The organism is Nostoc sp. LEGE 06077 (assembly GCF_015207705.1).
In the GTDB taxonomy this organism is placed as follows: domain Bacteria; phylum Cyanobacteriota; class Cyanobacteriia; order Cyanobacteriales; family Nostocaceae; genus Nostoc_B.
The window spans coordinates 112,534-131,466 of sequence record NZ_JADEWI010000015.1 but is presented as its reverse complement, the minus strand read 5'-3'; the positions used below and the strand labels follow the sequence as shown (position 1 = coordinate 131,466).

Below are 18,933 nucleotides of genomic sequence, written 5' to 3'. Positions count from 1 at the left end.
CCCCTGCCCCCCTGCCTCCTGCCTCCTGCCTTCTACCTCCTGCCTTCTCACATTCACCCAACTCTCCAACGACGGAGTTGCTGAACCTAAAACTAAGGGACAATTTTCTAACTCAGCCCGCCATTGGGCGACGGTGCGGGCGTGGTAGGTGGGAATGGGAGAATCTTGTTTAAAACTGCTGTCGTGTTCTTCGTCTAAGATAATTAAACCCAGTTTGGGTAAGGGGGCGAAAATTGCACTACGCGTCCCAATCACAACTTGGGGTTCACCTGTGAGCATTTGTCGCCAGGTGTCGTACCGTTCCCCTTCAGAAAGGGCGCTGTGATAAACGGCGACTTTGTTACCAAAACGGGCGCGAAACCTATCGGTGAGTTGGGGTGTGAGTCCAATTTCTGGGACTAAAACTAAGGCTGATTTGCCTTGATGTAGCAGGGGTGCGATCGCTTGTAAATATACTTCGGTTTTGCCGGAACCTGTGACTCCGTGCAACAAGACTTGAGCAAATTGATTTACGGACTGTATACTTGCTAAGGCGTTGGCTTGGGCTGCATTTAAGGTTTTTGCTTGGTCTTGGGTTAATGTCGGGCTTTGTTCTGCCCGTAAAACTTCCCGTTCTTCAATAACTATGTAACCCTTTTGTGCCAAGGTTTTGAGGATGGAAGAACTGGCGCTACAAATTTGCAATAGTTCGCTGTGCCATAATTCCCCACCGCGACGGCGCAAGACTTCGATAATTTCCCGTTGACGCGCCGTTAAATCGCGATCGCTAGTATCAATTAATATGACCGCTTTTTGTAATTTGGGGCGGGTGAGTCGTGGCGCTTCTAAATAACTTTCCACCAAACCCAAGCGTAATAATTCTCGCACTCCCCGATAGGTGAATTTGACTTTTTGTTGCAGGTATGCAAAGCTATAATCCCCTGATGGTTGAGTTTGCAATAGTTGGAGAATTTGCTGTGCCGATGGGCTGAGAAAATTGACTGTCGATAGTTTTGGACTTTCGGGGTTTTGGCTATTACTAGTTAAGCGGATACGACGTTGCGATCGCCCTAATAATCCTGGTGGTAAAGCAACACGAATCACTTGAATTAGGGGCGTATAGTAATAGGTGGCAACTCGATTTAATAATTCCCAATAATGGCTGGGAAAAAACCCCACACTGACAACATCTTCGACTTCCCGAATTTTGTCTGGGGCTAAATTGGGTGTTGCTAATAAACGAATGGCGATCGCGCCTAATTGTTGTGCGCCAAATGGCACAGTTAAAATATCCCCTGGTTTTATTTCTAACTGCGGTGGCAATCGGTACGTAAATAATCCTGTTGCCCCTGGACAGTCTACCAAAACTTCCACATAACGATTCCCCAAATTTTGGGCTTGATATGACTCTACTGGTTCGGCAACTACTAATTTTTGTAAATTTAAGTCATTAATATACATATTTTTTGTTTTTTATTGACAGGAATTTATTATCCCTTCACTTAACTCGCCAAAAATAACTTTTTTCTCTGTAAAAGGTAAAGTGTATTTCGCACTACTTTTATCCCTCATGATACTTGATAAGTTTCCTGTTATGTAACGTACTAGACAAATCAAACTTAGCTATACGTGCAATAAATATTTGAAGTCCACCCACGATAAAAACACAGCTATAATCTCTGACTATTTATGAAATCATTTGTCTATTTACTAAATATGGCATAGCCTTTTTCCGTCCATTGATAGATATTCAATTCTTGGTGTATATGAGATGCTTTTATACAAATAATTGATTTCAGATAATTAAATTACTGAAATTTTGACCTTGAGAAAATTTTATGCAGTTACAATAACCCCAAATCAAAACTTTAAATTTCGACATTAATTCCTACCCCTAAAGCTAAAAACTTTATAAAAATATAGGAAATTTTAAGAAATGGGACTAATTACTGGGTTTCTTTTATATTTGTTAAGGTTGAGAATGGTTGAGGGAGTTTGACAGATTTAGGGATTAATCAAAAAATAAGAAGTATATCTGTTAGAACCTGAGACAATTAATTTTTAGGTGCAATAACCAGTATTGGCGAGAGGGTTCTATCTAGCAGGAACCAAAAAATGACAGCTAGAAAAGAATTTTTGGTTTTGCTAAGTAATTAGTAGAAACTTGTACTTTGCTATAGAGAGGGTGCATTTGTTTCTCAGGGGAAACTACCAAGCTGCAAGCGAGTAGCTGTCAAGGAATTATGTACCAAACAAAGCAACCATCCCTAAAGGAAACTATGAATATTGCTGAATTGGGAACAATGGAAATACTGGAAACCGCTGTCGAGACAGAAGAGCAACTACTCGAAAGTTTAGAAATATTGGTAGAAGAAGAATCCCCAATTGCAGAAAATCTCGACTCAGAGGAACGTGATGGGGATGAGATGGCAGCGGCTCGACCTTCAGGATATAACAAAACCGAGCATGATGATGCAGTAGGTGCATTTTTTAAAGAAATGGCACGTTATCCGCTACTGAAACCGGATGAAGAAGTAGAATTAGCGCGGCGAGTCCGATTTCTAGAAGAAGTCAGAGAAATTCAAGCTGGTTTACAAGAACAACTGGGACAGCCACCAACGAAGATGCAAGTAGCTGCTCAGTTAGATTTAACAGAAAAACAGCTAGAAAGCCGCTTATATCAAGGTCGAGTAGCGAAACGCAAAATGATTCGCTCGAACCTGAGATTAGTGGTATCAATTGCCAAACGATATTTAAATCGCGGAGTGCCTTTTTTAGATTTAATTCAAGAAGGGGCGATGGGATTAAATCGCGCTACAGAAAAATTTGATCCCGATAAAGGATATAAGTTTTCCACTTATGCTTATTGGTGGATTAGACAAGCAATTACCAGAGCGATCGCTAATGATGCTCGCACAATTCGCTTACCAATTCATATTGTTGAAAAACTTAACAAACTCAAAAAAGCCCAACGAGAACTTAAACAAAAACTTGGTCATAACCCCTCAGAAGCAGAAATGGCCGCTTCTTTGGAAATGACCGTCCAACAATTACGCCAACTACAACAACTACGCCGCCAAGCACTTTCCCTCAACCACCGTGTCGGTAAAGAAGAAGACACCGAATTGATGGACTTGTTAGAAGATGAGGACAACCTCTCTCCCGAAGCAAAAATGAATGAAAACATGATGCGCCAGGAGATTTGGGAAGTCTTAGGTGATGTGCTAACTCCACGGGAGAAAGACGTAATATCTTTGCGCTATGGACTTACAACCAGTGAACCCTGCACTCTAGAAGAAGTTGGCAATATGTTCAACTTGTCCCGTGAACGAGTGCGCCAAATTCAAAGCAAAGCTATGCGAAAATTACGCCGCCCTCACATTGCTAAACGTTTGAAGGGTTGGCTGATTTAAAAGTCAAAAGTCAAAAGTGATAGCTGGTTCAGACATCTGAGTCTGATAAACCACTCTATAACCTGTCACCTGTCACCTACTCTTGACTACAGGTCATGAACTATGGACTAATGACTATGGACTAATGACTATGGACTAATGACCGATTTAATTTTGCGTTTTGCTGAACCATCTGATAGCAACGTACTATTTCACTTAATTAAACAGTTAGCTGAGTACGAGAAATTATCTCACGCTGTTACAGGAGATGCTGCGGCACTCGAAGCGCATCTATTTGGTTCGCCAAAATATATCGAGGCCATCTTGGCAGAATATCAAGGGCAGGCTGTCGGTTTTGCCTTATTTTTTCACAACTATTCTACCTTTCTCACCAAGCCGGGAATTTACCTGGAAGACTTATTTGTTTTACCAGAGTATCGCCGCAAAGGTATTGGTAAGGCACTTTTAACTAAACTAGCGCAAATTGCTGTCGAGCGAAATTGTGGGCGCTTAGAGTGGAGCGTTCTTGATTGGAACGAGCCGGCACAAGCATTTTATCGCAGTATGGGAGCCAGCATTTTAGATGATTGGCGAATTTGTCGCGTCACAGAAGAAGAATTGACAAACTTAGCAACTAAAAGTTAGTTAAAAATAGTAACCTACACTGGGTGATTAATTTCCGACTTCAGAGTTTTACAGCTAGATATAGGAATCATATTTAATTTGGAGAAAAAACTCAGTACATCTCTGTTACCTGTTACCTTTCTACACAAGTAATTTCAATAATCAAGTCGGATTCCTATAGGAATCTCAATTTTAAATTCAGTTCCTTGTTTTGGTGTTGAGAAACAAGTCAGTTTTCCTTTGTGCTTTTCCACGACAATTTGATAGCTAATTGATAACCCTAAACCTGTACCTACACCCACGGGTTTAGTTGTAAAGAAAGGGTCAAACAAACGTTTGAGTAAATTTTCTGGTATACCTGGCCCGTTGTCAGCAAACCGAATAAGAATGTGTTGCGTATCAGATACAGAAGTATGAATACGGATAGTACTTGGTGTTTGTTGTATTTCTTCAAGAGAACGTTTTTGATCTCGTTCTTCTAAAGCATCTAAAGCATTCACCAAAATGTTCATAAAAACTTGGTTCAACTGCCCTGGGTAGCATTCTACTACAGGTAAATTGCCATATTCTTTGATGAGTGCGATCGCCGGACGGTTATGTTGCGCTTTGAGACGATGTGCCAAAATAACTAAAGTGCTATCAATGCCAGAATGAATATCTACGGTTTTACACTCTGCTTCATCCATCCGCGAAAAATTGCGTAAGGAGAGAACAATTTGTGTAATTCGTTCTGCGCCGATTTTCATTGAGGACAGTAAGCGAGGTAAATCCGCCATTAAAAATTCTAGGTCAATAGCTTTTATTTGGTCTTGAATAACTTTTATAGGCTGGGGATAATGTTCTTGATAAAGCTGAATTAGTTCTAGTAAATCTTTGATGTATTCGTTCGCTGGCTGAATGTTGCTATAAATAAAGCTGGTTGGATTATTGATTTCGTGAGCAACTCCCGCAACCAATTGACCAATAGATGACATTTTTTCACTTTGGATAAGATGTGCTTGGGTGTATTGGAGTTCTTTGAGGGTTTGCTCTAAATCTTGGGCTTTTTGGCGTAGGGTTGCGTCAGCCGCTTTAAGTTCGCTAATATCCCTAGCAACTGTTGAAAAATACTCAACTTCTCCCGCTGGTGACTTGTGAGCAATGATTAGTTGAGAAAGAGGAATTTCTTGTTCATCTGCTCCCAACAATGCTGTTTCTCCCACCCAATTACCACAGCGAATTGATTCTGGTATTCCCTGATTCATGATGATTTCATTTGTCCATTGGGGGTGATTTTGGGACAAATTTCTGCCTGAGAATGATTCTGTTTCTGACAGTCCCAACATTCTGCGAGCAGCTTTATTAAAGTAGAGAACTTGTCCAGTTAAGTCAGCCGTGCTGATAAAGTCTGGTGCTGCTTCTATTATTGCCAATAATTTTGCTTGTTCTTTTTCTGCTTGTTGGCGATCGCTATCATCACGAGATACACCTACTGTCATCACAATTTCACCTTGTTCGTTACGGATGGCAGATTTGATAGTGTGAAACAAGCGTACTTCTCTATCATACCGCGTCACAGGTTCTTGGGGAATTAAGAGAGTTTTTCCAGTTTCAAATACATAAGCATCATCTTTGATGTACTGAAGGGTATTGTCAGGTTCACTAAAAGGTGCATCAATCAAATCTTGCAGTTGTTCTGTGGTCATACCGTAATAATCACGGAAGGCTTTATTAGCCCAAATAATCCGCGATTTAGCACCTTTAACCAAAACCATATCAGTGATGGCATCTAAGATTGACTGATAAATTTTTTCGTTTTCGCGTATGGCTGTAGCAAAACTCTTCACCTGCGTGACATCTTGCACTGTTGAGACAATACTAATTACCTGGCCATTTAAATCAAAAATAGGAATATTCGACCACTCACAAATAATGTTTTTTTTATTTTTTGTAATATTTTTATGGATATGGATATTGTTAGCTCCTCCTGGCTGTTGCAGTAATAGCTCCATCATTTTGCCAACCTGTGGTCTTTGACTTTCTGGCACAATTAATTTTGTGACATCGCAACCAATAACTTCATTTTGACTGTATCCAAATAATTTTTCAGCAGCAGAATTCCATTCTGTTACCTCAAAGGCTGTATTCCACTCTATTATGGGTAAAGGATTGTGTTGGATTAGTAAGAATAGTTTGTTTTGTAGCTGTTTTAACTGTTGTTCCGCTGGTTGAGATGCAGTTGCACTATTAGTACTGGCATGATCACAACAATTCTTAATATTACTTTTTTGAATACTTTTCTTTCGGGAGTTCATCCTAATGGGAGGGATTATATAGATTTTATTTGGCTGTTAAATCTAGAATTCCCTTTTGTTGAAGCTATGTAACATTCTGCCTGATGAATATGAGGCTTTATCTGCTATCAATCGCATACTAATTGTGAGTATAGCAAGAGTGCGATCGCTGATTTTGAAATGAGCTTTTCTTAACTGATTAGATATGGCTATTCGCAATCATTGCAGCGAAGTTTGACAGCCTGTCTTTTGACGAAGAGAATTTAATCAACTGACAATTAGGGATGATACCGTCCGCAATTCACGTTGGTTTGAGAGAGAACACTCCATGAAGAAAATCATTTCAGTTATGCTGTTAGGCATTGCTATCTTTACATTTGCCTTCAGCAGCCCAGCTTTAGCAGCCGATACCGTCAATGGAGCTAAAGTATTTAGTGCTAATTGTGCTTCTTGTCACGCAGGTGGTAAGAATTTAGTTCAAGCTAATAAGACCTTGAAAAAAGATGCTTTAGAAAAGTATGGTATGAACTCAGCAGAGGCCATTATTGCTCAAGTAACAAATGGTAAAAATGCAATGCCAGCTTTTAAAGGCCGTCTAAAATCTAACCAAATTGAAGATGTAGCTGCTTACGTATTAGGACAAGCAGACAAAGATTGGAAGTAGGTTAGTATAGAGTCTTACAAGCTGCGGGGCTAATTGTCCCGCAGATTATATTGTTGTGCCGAAATTGTCTCTCATACTTTATGACTAATTTTTGGCGGTTTTTATTCAGTTTGCTAATTGTGTTTCCTTTGACTTTTGCTAGTCAGATTCTACCTGCATCAACTACATTGCTGGCTCCAAACCTAGCTAGTAACTCTTTCGATTTAGGTGTGGTACAGATGCAGCAAGATAACTATAAAGAAGCAATAGTTCAATTTAATCAGGCAATTGAACAGGGTGGAAAAAATGCTGTTGCTTACAGTAATCGCTGTCTTGCTTATCTTCATTTACAAGATTACCATCAAGCGATCGCTGATTGTACACAAGCAATAAATTTCACACCAAATAATGTGGAAGCTTATTTAAATCGGGGTTTAGCACATTACAGACAAGGTAATTATGTCCGTGCTATCAACGATGATAATCTAGCGATCGCTCACAAACCTGATGATTTTCGCGCCTACTATAATCGGGGTGTAGCTCATAATGCCTTAGGTCAGCACACATCTGCAATTGCGGATTTTAATCGGGCATTAACACAAATTCCGCCAGTAGCCAATGTATTATTTGCAGATATTTACAACGATAGGGGTTTGGCTCATTTTCGGTTGCATAATTTAGCCGCCGCCATGCAGGACTTTCATTTAGCGCTTCGTTTCAACGCTAAAGATTACAGAGCTTATTTTAACCTTGGTTGTGTGTGTGGTCGTAACGGAGACAACACAGGTGCGGTCAACCATTTTTCGGAAGTTATTCGGCTAGATCCCAGTAATGGCCAAGCTTATCTGAATCGAGGCATTGCTCAATATTATCTAGGATATCAACAAAGAGCGATCGCTGATTTAAACAAAGCATCTGAGTATTTTGAACACCAAAACCAAAAAGTTGCCTACGAAAAAACCATAGATCTACTCAAGCGCTTGCAACAAGAAATCCAACTAGCAGTTGAAGTAGCTTGAAGAATAATTCACAAGTAGGGGCGAACGGCCGTTCGCCCCTACTTTTTATACCATAATACTTGCTTGATTTATCAACAATTACTTACTGGAAATACGACAGTATGTCGTTTGACAAGATTTTGCAATAACCGCAACAATACCTCTTGGTGACTGTTTTTACTGGGTGTGAGACAAAAAGTGAGAAATAATTGTTTGCTGCTACTTGCTTTACCAAATTTACTCCTAACTTTACCTGTTGAGGCTATTGAAGCTGAAATTAAACAGCAAGCTGGTGCTGAATCAACTCCAGTAACGGCAAATATTCCTGACTTAAAAGAAGTTGATTTACCCATTACTCGTGCTGAATTATTAACTCAAGAAACGACTAATGATATAGAATTTAAACCAGAAACTCAGCCAGAAGCAGAAACACAACCTGCCGCAGATGCAGATATTTCTATAGAAGTAATTGGCGAACAAGATACTTTATCTGGCTCAACACCTGTTTATGTAATTGAAAAAGAAGAAATTCAAAAACAGGGCGCTACTAGCGTTGCAGATGTTTTAAAAAGATTGCCTGGTTTTGCGATTAATGATGTCGGTCGTGGCGCAGATATTCACACAGGTACATATTATCGAGGAGCTTCAATTAATCAGTCTGTATTTTTGATTAATGGCAGACAGATTAATAATAATGTCAACACTTATCATGGCACCACTGATTTAAATAGCATTCCTGTGGAATCAATAGAACGAGTAGAATTATCTAGCGGTGTCGCTTCTACTTTGTATGGTTCCTCAGCTTTTGGTGGAGTTGTTAATATCATCACCAAAGAAGGTTACGGCAAACCTAAGCTAACTGGTAGTGTGGAGTATGGCTCATTCAGCTTAAATAATCAACAGACTAGTTTTAGTGGTGCAGTTGGTGCGGCTAGATATAACTTTAGCTTTGAAAGATTTTTTACTGATAACCGTTATCGTGTTCCTTTAGGCGCAGCTAACCGTGATTCTCAAGGTTTTTTATCTAATGCAGATACAGCCACAAGCAGTTATTTTGGCAACATCGGTTTAGATTTAAATTCTCGAAATACTTTGAATTTAGATGTTACCGCCCTGAGTAGCCGTCGAGGCTTAATCTTTTTTGGTTTCCCTTTACAAAGAGACCGTTTAGACCATGATGGCTTGAATATTGGTTTATCTTGGAAAACTCGTTTAGGTAATGGCGATCGCTCTAATCTCACTACTACAATTGGTTACAACCAAGATTATTTCAGCACTTATGGCCCGACAGGCAACTTTTATCGTACAGGTGCTTTAGATACACAACAATTATCAGCCAGAGTAGATCATGAGTGGCAATTAAGCCAAAGCAATAAATTACGTTGGGGTTTGGATTTAAAAAATACTAACTTAAATGGTGATGTATTAAGTAGCGACCCAAATCGCATTGCTAATAACGAAACTGAAAACAGAGATTTATTAAATACAGCTTTATTTGCTGTTAACAGTTGGAATATCAGCAAAAATTTTCAACTCGATTTAGGACTAAGACAAAGCTTTGATACAGAATTTGGTAATTATCTCAATCCTAGCGTGGGCTTACGTTATGCCCTCACACCAACACTAGCGATGCGTGGAAGTTGGGCTGGCGGACAACGCAACCCTGGACTAGATCAGTTATATGTTTATGACACAGTGCATGGCTGGGAACCAAACCCTGATTTAGACCCAGAGACAGGTTCTAGTTGGACTGCGGGAGTAGATGTCAAATTTGCTGAGAATTTGACTGGACAGTTTACTTATTTCGGCAGCAGTATAGATAATCGTCTGGGCGTGATAGCCGGACGCTGGGCAAATATTGGGCTAGTAGATACCAATGGTTTAGAAGCAGCCTTACAACTCAAACTCAATTCTGGCTGGTCAACTTTCCTCAACTATACCTATACAGATGCTCAAATCAAAACAGGTACAGAAAGAGGCTTACAGTTAGGTTTGATTCCTTATTCTTTACTGCAAGGTGGTGTTGGGTATCAAAATTCTGGTTGGCAAGCCAACTTGTATATGACATACAACAGTGGTGCGCGTCGAGCCTTATTTAATCGAGCCGGAGACCAAATTACAGATTTTGTCCCATCCTACTTCAACTTAGATTTTAGCGGTCGTATCCCTGTAGCTGGCAATTTAGGACTCACAGTTTACTTAGAAAACTTACTAGGTGAGCAATACGAGCGAGTTAACCGCACCTATAGCCCTGGGTTTACGTTCCGTTTGGGGTTAAGTTCCAGTTTGTAGAGATGAGATATTACGCCTCAATCAATTAAAATGGCTGATATGAAAGCCAGAATTGACAATCAAGTATTATTTCTTCACCACCAAGACTTGCCAGAGTTTAAGAAAGGCGGTTCGGTGGTGAGGAATTCTTATTTTTGGGCGCTGCGTTCAATTGCAGGTCGGGCTTCCCGCTATAAAGATTGGGAATATGAGTCAGAAGTATGGTTCGCACTCAAACGAATGCTGTTATCGTTTGCGGAATCTGGGTATTTAGGTTACAGAGAAACTTTGTTGGAATTTCCCTTAGAGATGGGAGAAATCCCCGATGTGCTGCGAGATGTGTCAACTTGGGAGTAATGCTTATGATGTGACAGAATTTACGCATTGGCTTCCATTTTCATCATTTTTTCTGGATGAATAGATGGTAGTATTTTGGCTAACCACATTAGCAATATACAAGTTGTGCTAATGAATACAAATGACAGTTTCTCAACTTACTGTGTCATTATTAGGTCTGAGAAACTCTAGATTGAGAAAAATTCTAGAATGCCAAGCTTTTGTATGTCTAAATCTGCAATCACCGTCACGGTAAAATTATTCGCTGCTTATCAAGAAGCCTTTGGAATTCCCGAATTGGTGCTGGAATTTTATGAGGATACACCTGTGAAAGCTGTGTGCGATCGCCTGATTGTAGAACGTCCAGAACTCGCTAAATGGCGCGACATCACTCGTTTTGGCATCAACTTGATTTTTGTGGAACCAGATACTTTACTACAAAACGGTGATGAAGTTGTACTTATTCCGCCTGTGAGTGGAGGGTAGTAAAAAAGGTAAAAGGTAAAAGGTAAAAGTCATTGGTACAGAATACATACGCTGATTTTGACACTAACGTATGTATTCTATTTAAATCAAGTCCATCATTTGCCAAGGTACCGACTCGCCAAGCGAATAGCATCAGCAATATCTACATCACCATCCCCGTCTGCATCCAAAAAACTACTCAAGACTGAATTACTCCCAGATTGAGAATTTTGGGCGTTTGCACCTGATTGTAAGAAATTCAAAACTACTGGCACTATTGAAGGTAGTAATTGTTGAATAGTCCCAGCATCTAAACCAGTGCGCTGAGAAACCGCCTCAGCTACCTGCTGTTGCATATCCCCAGAAAATAGCGAATCCACAGCTTGGGGATTAGGAGAAGTACCAGCATATTGATTTACTAAAGCTTGAGCTTCGGCTTCGCCACTTGTAGCTTGCTTGTCTTGCAAAGAAGAACGTACATAATTACCCACAATCCCCAAAACAGATTGGATCGTCGAGGAATCTGCACCAGTGCGATCGCTCAACTGTTGTACGGTGTTGATAATACCCCCCAATTGACCCAAGCTACCTTGTTGATTGGGATTAGTTACAGCACCGAGAATTTGATCAAATAGTCCCATAAATTTTTCTTCCTGATTATATAGTTTGGCAGATTAACTGAACTGTATCGGATTCACAACCTGTCTGAAGAATTACAGTTGTTTGTTGCTGGTTTAACCGCAGGTAGAAGAACTTAACTCCTGAAATCGGTAATATCAAGCCAGAAGGTAGGTATAGATTTTATCTTACTTGCTGCAAACTTGGCTTTGTTGGTGATTGGGGCAAGTATTAATTATGCGTTGGCAATTAGGTCGTCGGAGTACAAATGTTGAAGATCAGCGAGGAAGGGGTGTTTCGGTTCCCTTAGTTGGTGGTGGTATTGGCGCACTGCTACTATCGCTGGTTGTAGCACTTTTGGGTGGTGATCCCAGAGTAATTTTAGAACAGAATAACGCACCGAGCGATCGCCCAGTCACAGAATCACCGCGAACCCCAGCCCAAGACCAAATGGCTGATTTTGTCTCCGTTGTGCTGGCGGATACAGAAGACACTTGGAGTGAAATATTTCAACAAAGTGGTGAAAGATACGTTGAGCCGAAGTTAGTTCTATATTCTGATGCGGTTGAATCTGCCTGTGGCTTTGCGCGTTCGGCGGTTGGGCCATTTTACTGTCCGCAAGACCAAAAAGTATATATTGACTTGAGTTTTTACCGTGATTTAAAGAACCGCTACCAAGCACCAGGAGATTTTGCTCAAGCGTACGTTGTTGCCCATGAAGTTGGGCATCATGTCCAGAATTTGCTGGGGATTTCTGATCAAGTGCGATCGCGACAACAACAAGCCGATGAGGTAGCAGCAAATCAGCTATCTGTGCGTCTAGAACTCCAAGCAGATTGTTTTGCCGGGGTTTGGGCAAATCACGCCGAGCGATCGCGCCAAATTCTCGAAACTGGTGATGTCGAAGAAGCCTTAAATGCTGCTAGTAGTATTGGGGATGATCGCTTACAGGAACAAGCTAGAGGGTATGTAGTTCCCGAAAGTTTTACCCACGGTAGTTCAGCCCAAAGGGTACGCTGGTTTAAGCAAGGGATTAAAACCGGCGATCTACAGCAATGTAATACTTTTAAAGCTGCGAATCCTTAGAAATTTGCTGATTTTGCATCTATCGGTATAGCCGGGAACAGGGAAGATTTGTCAAACTCGCTGATTGTCGATATTTGACGATTATTCCTTGCGGACATTTTCCAGCGCCAGTAATTGGTTTTCCAACTCAGTAATTCTCGCTTGCAAGGCCGCAGTTATATCGGACACTTCTTGCTCAGAATAGTGAATAGGAATATGTTGTGGGCAATTCCAATTCCAGGCTTCAATTTTAAAGATAATAACGCGTTCGATTTCTGCGTTATAGTTAGGCACTCGGAGCTTGTCTAAAAGGGCAGCATCATTGTCAACAGCGATCGCCCTACCCCAAATTTTTAGCCGTCGCTGGTGTCGATAGTCCATCAAAAAGATAAAAGCTTTATCGTTCTCCACCAGATTGCCAACTGTAATATATTGTAAATTCCCCTTAAAGTCGGCAAAGCCTAATGTCTGTTCATCTAAAATCTTTAAAAAGCCAGGTTTACCGCCACGAAACTGAATATAAGGATAGCCATTGGAACTGACTGTTCCTAGATAAAAACCATCTTGTTCACCAATGAAAGCGGTAATCTCTGGCGTAAGGCGATCGTTTGCTGGGCCGCTTTGCTCAAAGCGTGCATATATTTCACGGGAACCTTGTTGTTCTTGAATGGCTTTAACTGTTGGTGTAAAAGCAATTTCCGTAAATTTTCGCGGCATTGTGTCTTCCTGCTAAAGATCTGGTTATGTAACTTATTTACTGTAATTTGACTATCAAATTAGAACACAATAGCAGTAATACAAAGCATTTAAAGTCAAGTGTTGGAATCCACGTCAAAAACCGTACTTCAACCGAAGTTTGTTTTTTAGATGAATCCCCTAGACTAGAATAAAAATATAAGCAATCACTATAAGCTGCTGAGTTTCAGTACTCAGTTAAACATAAGCAACATGGGATTCTTTGATTCTGAGATAGTTCAGCAAGAAGCAAAAGAGCTTTTTGAAGATTACCAAGCCCTAATCAAACTTGGTAACAATTATGGCAAATTTGACCGCGAAGGCAAAAAACTGTTTATTGACCAAATGGAAGCCATGATGGATCGATATCGCATCTTTATGAAGCGCTTCGAGCTATCAGAGGATTTTATGGCGCAAATGACAGTAGAACAGTTAAAAACCCAGTTAGGTCAGTTTGGCATCACTCCGCAACAGATGTTTGATCAAATGAACTTCACTTTAGAACGGATGAAAGCCGAACTGGAAAAACAGCCTTAAAGAAAATTAGGTATTGGGTATCAGAAACTTTCTCCCACAAAAGCCAAGGCGCAGAGAAGAAGATTGACTGTGTGATTCCCCTCCGCGCCCATATATACCTGTGGTTGGTTTTAGAAAAATTCCTTTAATTTGATTTAGGGCGAGGAAACTGAGAAGGTGGTTTGAAATTTTCCACTGGTACACCTTTAAGTGCTTTGGTCATGAAGTCCTTCCAGATGGGAGCTACCATAACACCACCAGTAGCACCGCTGGCTAATTGTCTATTATCGTCTCGACCCACCCAAACAGCAGTTGTCAATTGGGGTACAGTACCAACAAACCAAATATCTTTTTCCGAAGATGTTGTTCCTGTCTTCCCAGCCGCTGGGCGGTCGATTGCAGCATTTTTACCAGTACCTTCAGTAATTACAGATTGCATCGTATTAATAATTGCCGCTGATGCCCAAGGATCAAGCACTAATTGGGGCTTCGGGGTATTATCTAACAACACATTGCCGCTACTGTCAGTCACACGGGCAATAATTGTTGGTGGTGATTGCCACCCGTAGTTAGCAAAAGTAGCATAAGCACTAGTCATTTCCAAAGGTGTCACACCGATAGCACCTAAAGGCAATGAAGTTACAGGTTCCATCGGACTCATAATGCCTAAAGTCCGACAAGTTTCGATCACCTTTGACATCCCTACAGCCTTGCCCAGCTTAATTACAGGAATGTTGCGAGAGACGGATAGAGCTTTGCGAATTGTCATTGCTCCACCAAAGCTACCATCATAGTTCCGAGGATAGTACCAACCGTCACCATCGCGGTAACTCACTGGCGCATCAATCACCGTTGAGTCTGGCCCGTACTTACCAGTAGCAAAGGCAGTATAGTAAACAAATGGTTTAAAAGAAGATCCTGGTTGACGTAGAGCCTGAGTCGCTCGGTTAAACTCACTGACTTTAGGATCTACACCACCCACCAGTGCCTTAATAAAATGTGTGCGCGGATCAATGGCTACCAAAGCTATTTGATTCTTGTATAACCCTTGCCCACTAAGTGTTTTATGCCACTTTTTCACAGTATCTTCTGCCATAGTTTGGAATTTAGCATCAACTGTAGTTTGAACTCGCATCCCACCTTTAAGTAGTGCGTCACGCCCAAACTTCTTCGCTAATTCCTGAGATACAGTGTTAGAAACGTAAGGTAAAGCACTACCTTGAAAAGACCTAATTCTGCCTAGTTTGATTTCTTGTTTTAAGGCATCATCATATTCTTGCTGGGTAATCCATTTCAATTCCAGCATCCGCCCCAGCACTTCTTTTTGCTTTTGTTTTGCCAGCTTCATACTCGCAAAGGGGCTGAATTCTTCTGGCGCTTGAATTAAACCCGCCATCATTGCCGATTCTCCCAAAGTTAGGGTTTCGGCTGACTTATCAAAGTAACTGCGTGCAGCTGTTTGTACACCGTAATTATTATGACCCCAATAAACTTGGTTGAGGTACATTTCTAATATTTGGTCTTTGGTCAAAATTTGCTCTAGCCGAATTGCCAACACAGCCTCGGCTAATTTCCGGGTAATAGCGCGTTTTTGCGACAAAAACAAATTTTTGACCAACTGCATGGTGATGGTAGAACCACCTTCCTTCACACCACCTGCTACGGCATTGACTACAATGGCACGACCAATACCTGTGGGGTTAATACCGTGGTGATAGTAAAAATGTCCATCTTCACTAGCTAGTACCGCCCGTTTTAAATTGGGCGAAATTCTATCTAAAGGCACAACTTCACGGTTAGCTTCCCCGTGAACACTAGCGAGCAATTTACCTTTAATGTCATAAATATAAGTCGTTTCCGAAGGCAAAAAGTTACGTAGTTGTCTGACATCTGGCAAATTACGGAAACTAATTGCTAAACCAACTAGCCCTCCAGCTACAATAGAGCTTGTCAGCATGGTTATAGATAACAATGTACCGCCAGTTATCTGACCTACGCCTTTCAAAAACTCAAAACCAGATGAAGGCCGACGTTGTGGCTGCTTATTTTCAAGAGTCCTAGACGACACGGTGATATCACTTCCTCACTTGTAAATTTAACTGTAATTCATCTAAATGCAGCAAGGTGGTTAATTTTTTGCAATTATATTAGTTTGGCAGATGAAAAAACGGACAAATTGCCAGTGAATGTAACCAACCTAACTTCTCAAATAAAAAGTGTAGTTAATAGCGAATCTCCTATTATGGCGCAAGAATTTTCTTGGCTACATCGTGGGATAGTAGAAGTATTCCCCCAACCGACTGATATTAATAGCGAAATTGAAAGTTTAGAGAAACGCCTAGCAAATAGTAACAGACCTCTCAGGGTCAAATTGGGAATTGATCCTACGGGTGCTGATATTCACTTTGGTCATAGCATACCAGTACGAAAACTGCGAGCGTTTCAAGATGCTGGTCATACGGCAGTCCTGATCATCGGTGATTTTACGGCTCGCATTGGTGATCCTACTGGTAAATCTGAGGTGCGTCGCCAGCTAACAGAAGCCGATGTGGCGCAAAATGCCCAGACTTACTTAGACCAAGTGCGGCCTATTTTGGATTTTGACACACCAGGAAGGTTAGAGGTGCGTTATAACTCCGAATGGCTTTCCCGGCTTGATTTAGGAAAGATTTTGGAGTTGCTGTCTACGATGACGGTGGGGCAAATGTTAGCCAAGGAAGGATTTGCTGAACGTTATAAAAAAGAGAATCCGATTTTCTTGCATGAGTTCCTTTATCCGTTAATGCAGGGCTATGATTCTGTGGCCGTTGAGGCAGATGTAGAACTAGGGGGAACTGACCAAAAGTTTAACATTGCGGTGGGCAGAGATTTGCAACGCCATTTTGGGCAAACACCACAATTTGGGTTGCTGTTGCCGATTTTAATTGGTACAGATGGCGTACAGAAAATGTCTAAGTCTCTGGGGAATTATGTCGGCTTGGCGGAACACCCAGGACAAAAATATCAAAAGTTACAAGGGGTTCCCGATAATTTGCTGGCACAGTATTTTGAATTACTGACAGATTTACCTTTAGATAAATTGCCAGAAAATCCCCGCGATCGCCAGATGCTTTTAGCTTGGGAAGTGGTTAAACAATACCACGGCGAACAAGCAGCGAATGAAGCCAAAGAAGCAGCTAAAAGTGGCGGTAAAGAAGGTGCTGTTCCTGAATTTTCCCTGGCAGAAATACCCCAGTTCCCAGCAAAGTTAGCTTTTATCCTCAACGCCACCGGCTTATGTAAAAGTACAGGCGAAGGTCGGCGGAAAATTCAAGAAGGTGGTGTACGCTTAGATGGCGATCGCATTACCGATGTTGATACTACTTTCTCAGAAGCTAGTGAGTTGCACGGGCGAGTTTTGCAAGTGGGGAAAAACAAGTTTGTGCGGCTAGTACCGTAATAAATTGGGAGTAGGGGGAGTGGGACTATGACTAATGACAAAATAATTGTGGCTTTGGATGTGCCGGATTTGGAAAGTGCGATCGCTTTGGTAGACAAACTCGAATCAGTCAGTTTTTGGAAGGTTGGTTTAGAGTTGTTTACTAGCAACGGGCCGAAAATTTTAGAAATCTTAAAGTCTCGGCAAAAGCGCATCTTCCTGGATTTAAAGTTTCACGATATCCCCAATACTGTGGCTGGGGCGTGTCGCAGTGCGGCTCGTTATGGTGTAGATTTACTAACAATTCATGCTACATCTGGTAAAGATGCCCTCAAAGCCGCTACAGAAGCAGCCCAAACAGGCGCAGCCCAAGCAGGTGTTCAACCACCTAAATTAATTGCCATTACCCTACTGACGAGTATTTCTGCTAGGCAGTTGGCTTTTGATTTAAAAATTCCCCTAGAGTTGCCCGAATTTGCTTTAGAAATGGCACTAATGGCCAAAGAATCAAGGCTAGATGGGGCAGTATGTTCACCCCAAGAAGTCGCACAATTACGGCAAACCTGTGGGGATGACTTTTTGCTAGTTTGTCCGGGGGTGCGTCCAACTTGGGCAGAAAAAAGAGACCAAAAGCGATCGCTCACTCCTTCCCAAGCTATTCAAGCTGGTGCAAACTATTTAGTAATTGGTCGTCCCATCACGGCTGCTGCTGACCCTGAGTTAGCCTGGAAGCGCATTTCTGATGAGTTAGAGCAATAGGCTGGAGGCAGAAGGCGATGGAGAATAAAACATGACAAATGACACTCAACACTCTTTTAAGAAGATTTTCTCCTTCATCACAGTTACTTCTGCCTTCTGGCTAGTAATTAACAGCATTGATAACTCAGCATTCTCACAACAACTTACTCTCTCTCTAGCAGCCGAGAGGGGTGTAAAGTCTGCTTGCACAGAAAACAGTCTGGAAACATTAACTACTCAACTACTGCAAGATTTACCTAGCTATGCCAATCGCGCTAGTCAACGCGCTCGTCGTCGCGCCAGAATTAGTGATGTGTTCAGCTATATGCTGTTAGCAGGTAGACCAGAGTTTCAACCTCTACCCTTAAATCCTGCTGGCGATGATTTTAACGAGCAAAAAAGTTCAGACACTAAAGTTGAGCAAGTTTTTTTTACCACCTTAGAACGTCAGTATATAGACAGTAAAGCAATTGAATTACAAGAATTTCATTGGTTGTTTTTGACCAAAAATCAAAGCGGCTGGCATTTAGTAACGATGTTGACTCAAACTGGTTCTTTTATCAACAAACAACCACCCACACCACCACGAGATAGTAGCAGTGGTACAGTTGCCCAAGGGGTAAAAGCTTGGCTGCGAGATTGTCAAGCGGGAAGTCTGCGAGAGACAGGAAGAAATTGAGTGAAAATTTTTAGGTTTAATGTATACTCGTAATCAAAAGATAAGCAGACACGAATATTCTGCTGGACTAGTTAGTTGTTTGGAGAGTAACTCAGGTTGTACAGTGACTTTTTATTTGTCGTTGTGACAAAATATATTTTGCGTAAGTCCTGAATGGAAAAGAAAATGTTCTGGATTGACAAG

General features: G+C 41.2%; 17 protein-coding genes. 12 read left to right on the top strand and 5 right to left on the bottom strand.

From position 1 onward, the window contains the following. On the bottom strand, window positions 1-1,440 hold a 1,440-nt coding region (gene priA / locus IQ244_RS13060), incomplete at its 3' end, for a replication restart helicase PriA (protein WP_193894602.1). Window positions 1,441-2,222: 782 nt separating this feature from the next. On the opposite strand from priA, the gene IQ244_RS13055 reads away from it, so the two are divergent. Together IQ244_RS13055 and IQ244_RS13050 are read left to right on the top strand one after the other, a co-directional pair. Further along, the gene (locus IQ244_RS13055) at window positions 2,223-3,392 is read left to right on the top strand and encodes an RpoD/SigA family RNA polymerase sigma factor (RefSeq protein ID WP_193894600.1); all 1,170 of its coding nucleotides are present in this window, start codon (window positions 2,223-2,225) and stop codon (window positions 3,390-3,392) included. 138 nt (window positions 3,393-3,530) lie between these two features. After that, the gene (locus tag IQ244_RS13050; protein WP_193894598.1) at window positions 3,531-4,016 is read left to right on the top strand and encodes a GNAT family N-acetyltransferase; all 486 of its coding nucleotides are present in this window, start codon (window positions 3,531-3,533) and stop codon (window positions 4,014-4,016) included. Window positions 4,017-4,150: 134 nt separating this feature from the next. Here IQ244_RS13050 and IQ244_RS13045 read toward each other — a convergent pair whose 3' ends face one another. After that, a complete protein-coding gene (locus IQ244_RS13045; protein WP_193894596.1) occupies window positions 4,151-6,289 on the bottom strand; it encodes a PAS domain-containing sensor histidine kinase in 2,139 nt (712 codons plus the stop codon). 307 nt (window positions 6,290-6,596) lie between these two features. On the opposite strand from IQ244_RS13045, the gene petJ reads away from it, so the two are divergent. The 5 genes from petJ to IQ244_RS13020 all read left to right on the top strand — a co-directional run bounded on the left by petJ (window position 6,597) and on the right by IQ244_RS13020 (window position 11,002). Then, window positions 6,597-6,932 carry a cytochrome c6 PetJ gene (gene petJ, locus IQ244_RS13040; protein ID WP_193894594.1) on the top strand — a complete coding sequence of 112 codons (336 nt, stop codon included), beginning with the start codon at window positions 6,597-6,599 and terminating at the stop codon, window positions 6,930-6,932. An 80-nt stretch (window positions 6,933-7,012) separates the two neighbouring features. Then, window positions 7,013-7,930, top strand: coding sequence for a tetratricopeptide repeat protein (locus IQ244_RS13035; RefSeq protein WP_193894592.1), 918 nt, complete (start codon window positions 7,013-7,015; stop codon window positions 7,928-7,930). Window positions 7,931-8,122: 192 nt separating this feature from the next. Then, window positions 8,123-10,201 carry a TonB-dependent receptor plug domain-containing protein gene (locus tag IQ244_RS13030; RefSeq protein ID WP_228058898.1) on the top strand — a complete coding sequence of 693 codons (2,079 nt, stop codon included), beginning with the start codon at window positions 8,123-8,125 and terminating at the stop codon, window positions 10,199-10,201. Window positions 10,202-10,240: 39 nt separating this feature from the next. After that, entirely contained in the window at window positions 10,241-10,537 is a 297-nt protein-coding gene (locus IQ244_RS13025; protein WP_193894617.1) for a hypothetical protein, read from the top strand. 204 nt (window positions 10,538-10,741) lie between these two features. Then, the gene (locus IQ244_RS13020; RefSeq protein ID WP_193894588.1) at window positions 10,742-11,002 is read left to right on the top strand and encodes a MoaD/ThiS family protein; all 261 of its coding nucleotides are present in this window, start codon (window positions 10,742-10,744) and stop codon (window positions 11,000-11,002) included. Window positions 11,003-11,097: 95 nt separating this feature from the next. On the opposite strand, the gene IQ244_RS13015 is transcribed toward IQ244_RS13020, so the two are convergent. Next, the gene (locus IQ244_RS13015; protein ID WP_193894586.1) at window positions 11,098-11,622 is read right to left on the bottom strand and encodes a DUF937 domain-containing protein; all 525 of its coding nucleotides are present in this window, start codon (window positions 11,620-11,622) and stop codon (window positions 11,098-11,100) included. Window positions 11,623-11,836: 214 nt separating this feature from the next. Between IQ244_RS13015 and IQ244_RS13010 the strand changes: the two genes are divergently transcribed. Then, the gene (locus IQ244_RS13010; protein WP_193894584.1) at window positions 11,837-12,685 is read left to right on the top strand and encodes a neutral zinc metallopeptidase; all 849 of its coding nucleotides are present in this window, start codon (window positions 11,837-11,839) and stop codon (window positions 12,683-12,685) included. An 81-nt stretch (window positions 12,686-12,766) separates the two neighbouring features. Here IQ244_RS13010 and IQ244_RS13005 read toward each other — a convergent pair whose 3' ends face one another. Continuing rightward, entirely contained in the window at window positions 12,767-13,381 is a 615-nt protein-coding gene (locus IQ244_RS13005; protein WP_193894582.1) for a pyridoxamine 5'-phosphate oxidase family protein, read from the bottom strand. A 231-nt stretch (window positions 13,382-13,612) separates the two neighbouring features. Between IQ244_RS13005 and IQ244_RS13000 the strand changes: the two genes are divergently transcribed. After that, a complete protein-coding gene (locus tag IQ244_RS13000) occupies window positions 13,613-13,936 on the top strand; it encodes a DUF1825 family protein (RefSeq protein ID WP_015114693.1) in 324 nt (107 codons plus the stop codon). 124 nt (window positions 13,937-14,060) lie between these two features. Here IQ244_RS13000 and IQ244_RS12995 read toward each other — a convergent pair whose 3' ends face one another. After that, window positions 14,061-15,983, bottom strand: coding sequence for a transglycosylase domain-containing protein (locus tag IQ244_RS12995; RefSeq protein WP_193894580.1), 1,923 nt, complete (start codon window positions 15,981-15,983; stop codon window positions 14,061-14,063). Window positions 15,984-16,157: 174 nt separating this feature from the next. On the opposite strand from IQ244_RS12995, the gene tyrS reads away from it, so the two are divergent. The 3 genes from tyrS to IQ244_RS12980 are packed head-to-tail and all read left to right on the top strand — an operon-like array spanning window position 16,158 to window position 18,750. Further along, the gene (gene tyrS / locus IQ244_RS12990) at window positions 16,158-17,354 is read left to right on the top strand and encodes a tyrosine--tRNA ligase (protein WP_193894615.1); all 1,197 of its coding nucleotides are present in this window, start codon (window positions 16,158-16,160) and stop codon (window positions 17,352-17,354) included. 27 nt (window positions 17,355-17,381) lie between these two features. Further along, window positions 17,382-18,092: an orotidine-5'-phosphate decarboxylase gene (gene pyrF, locus IQ244_RS12985; RefSeq protein WP_193894578.1), complete on the top strand. Its 711-nt coding sequence runs from the start codon at window positions 17,382-17,384 to the stop codon at window positions 18,090-18,092. Window positions 18,093-18,123: 31 nt separating this feature from the next. Beyond that, window positions 18,124-18,750 carry a hypothetical protein gene (locus IQ244_RS12980; protein ID WP_193894576.1) on the top strand — a complete coding sequence of 209 codons (627 nt, stop codon included), beginning with the start codon at window positions 18,124-18,126 and terminating at the stop codon, window positions 18,748-18,750. The last annotated feature ends 183 nt before the right edge of the window (window positions 18,751-18,933 follow it).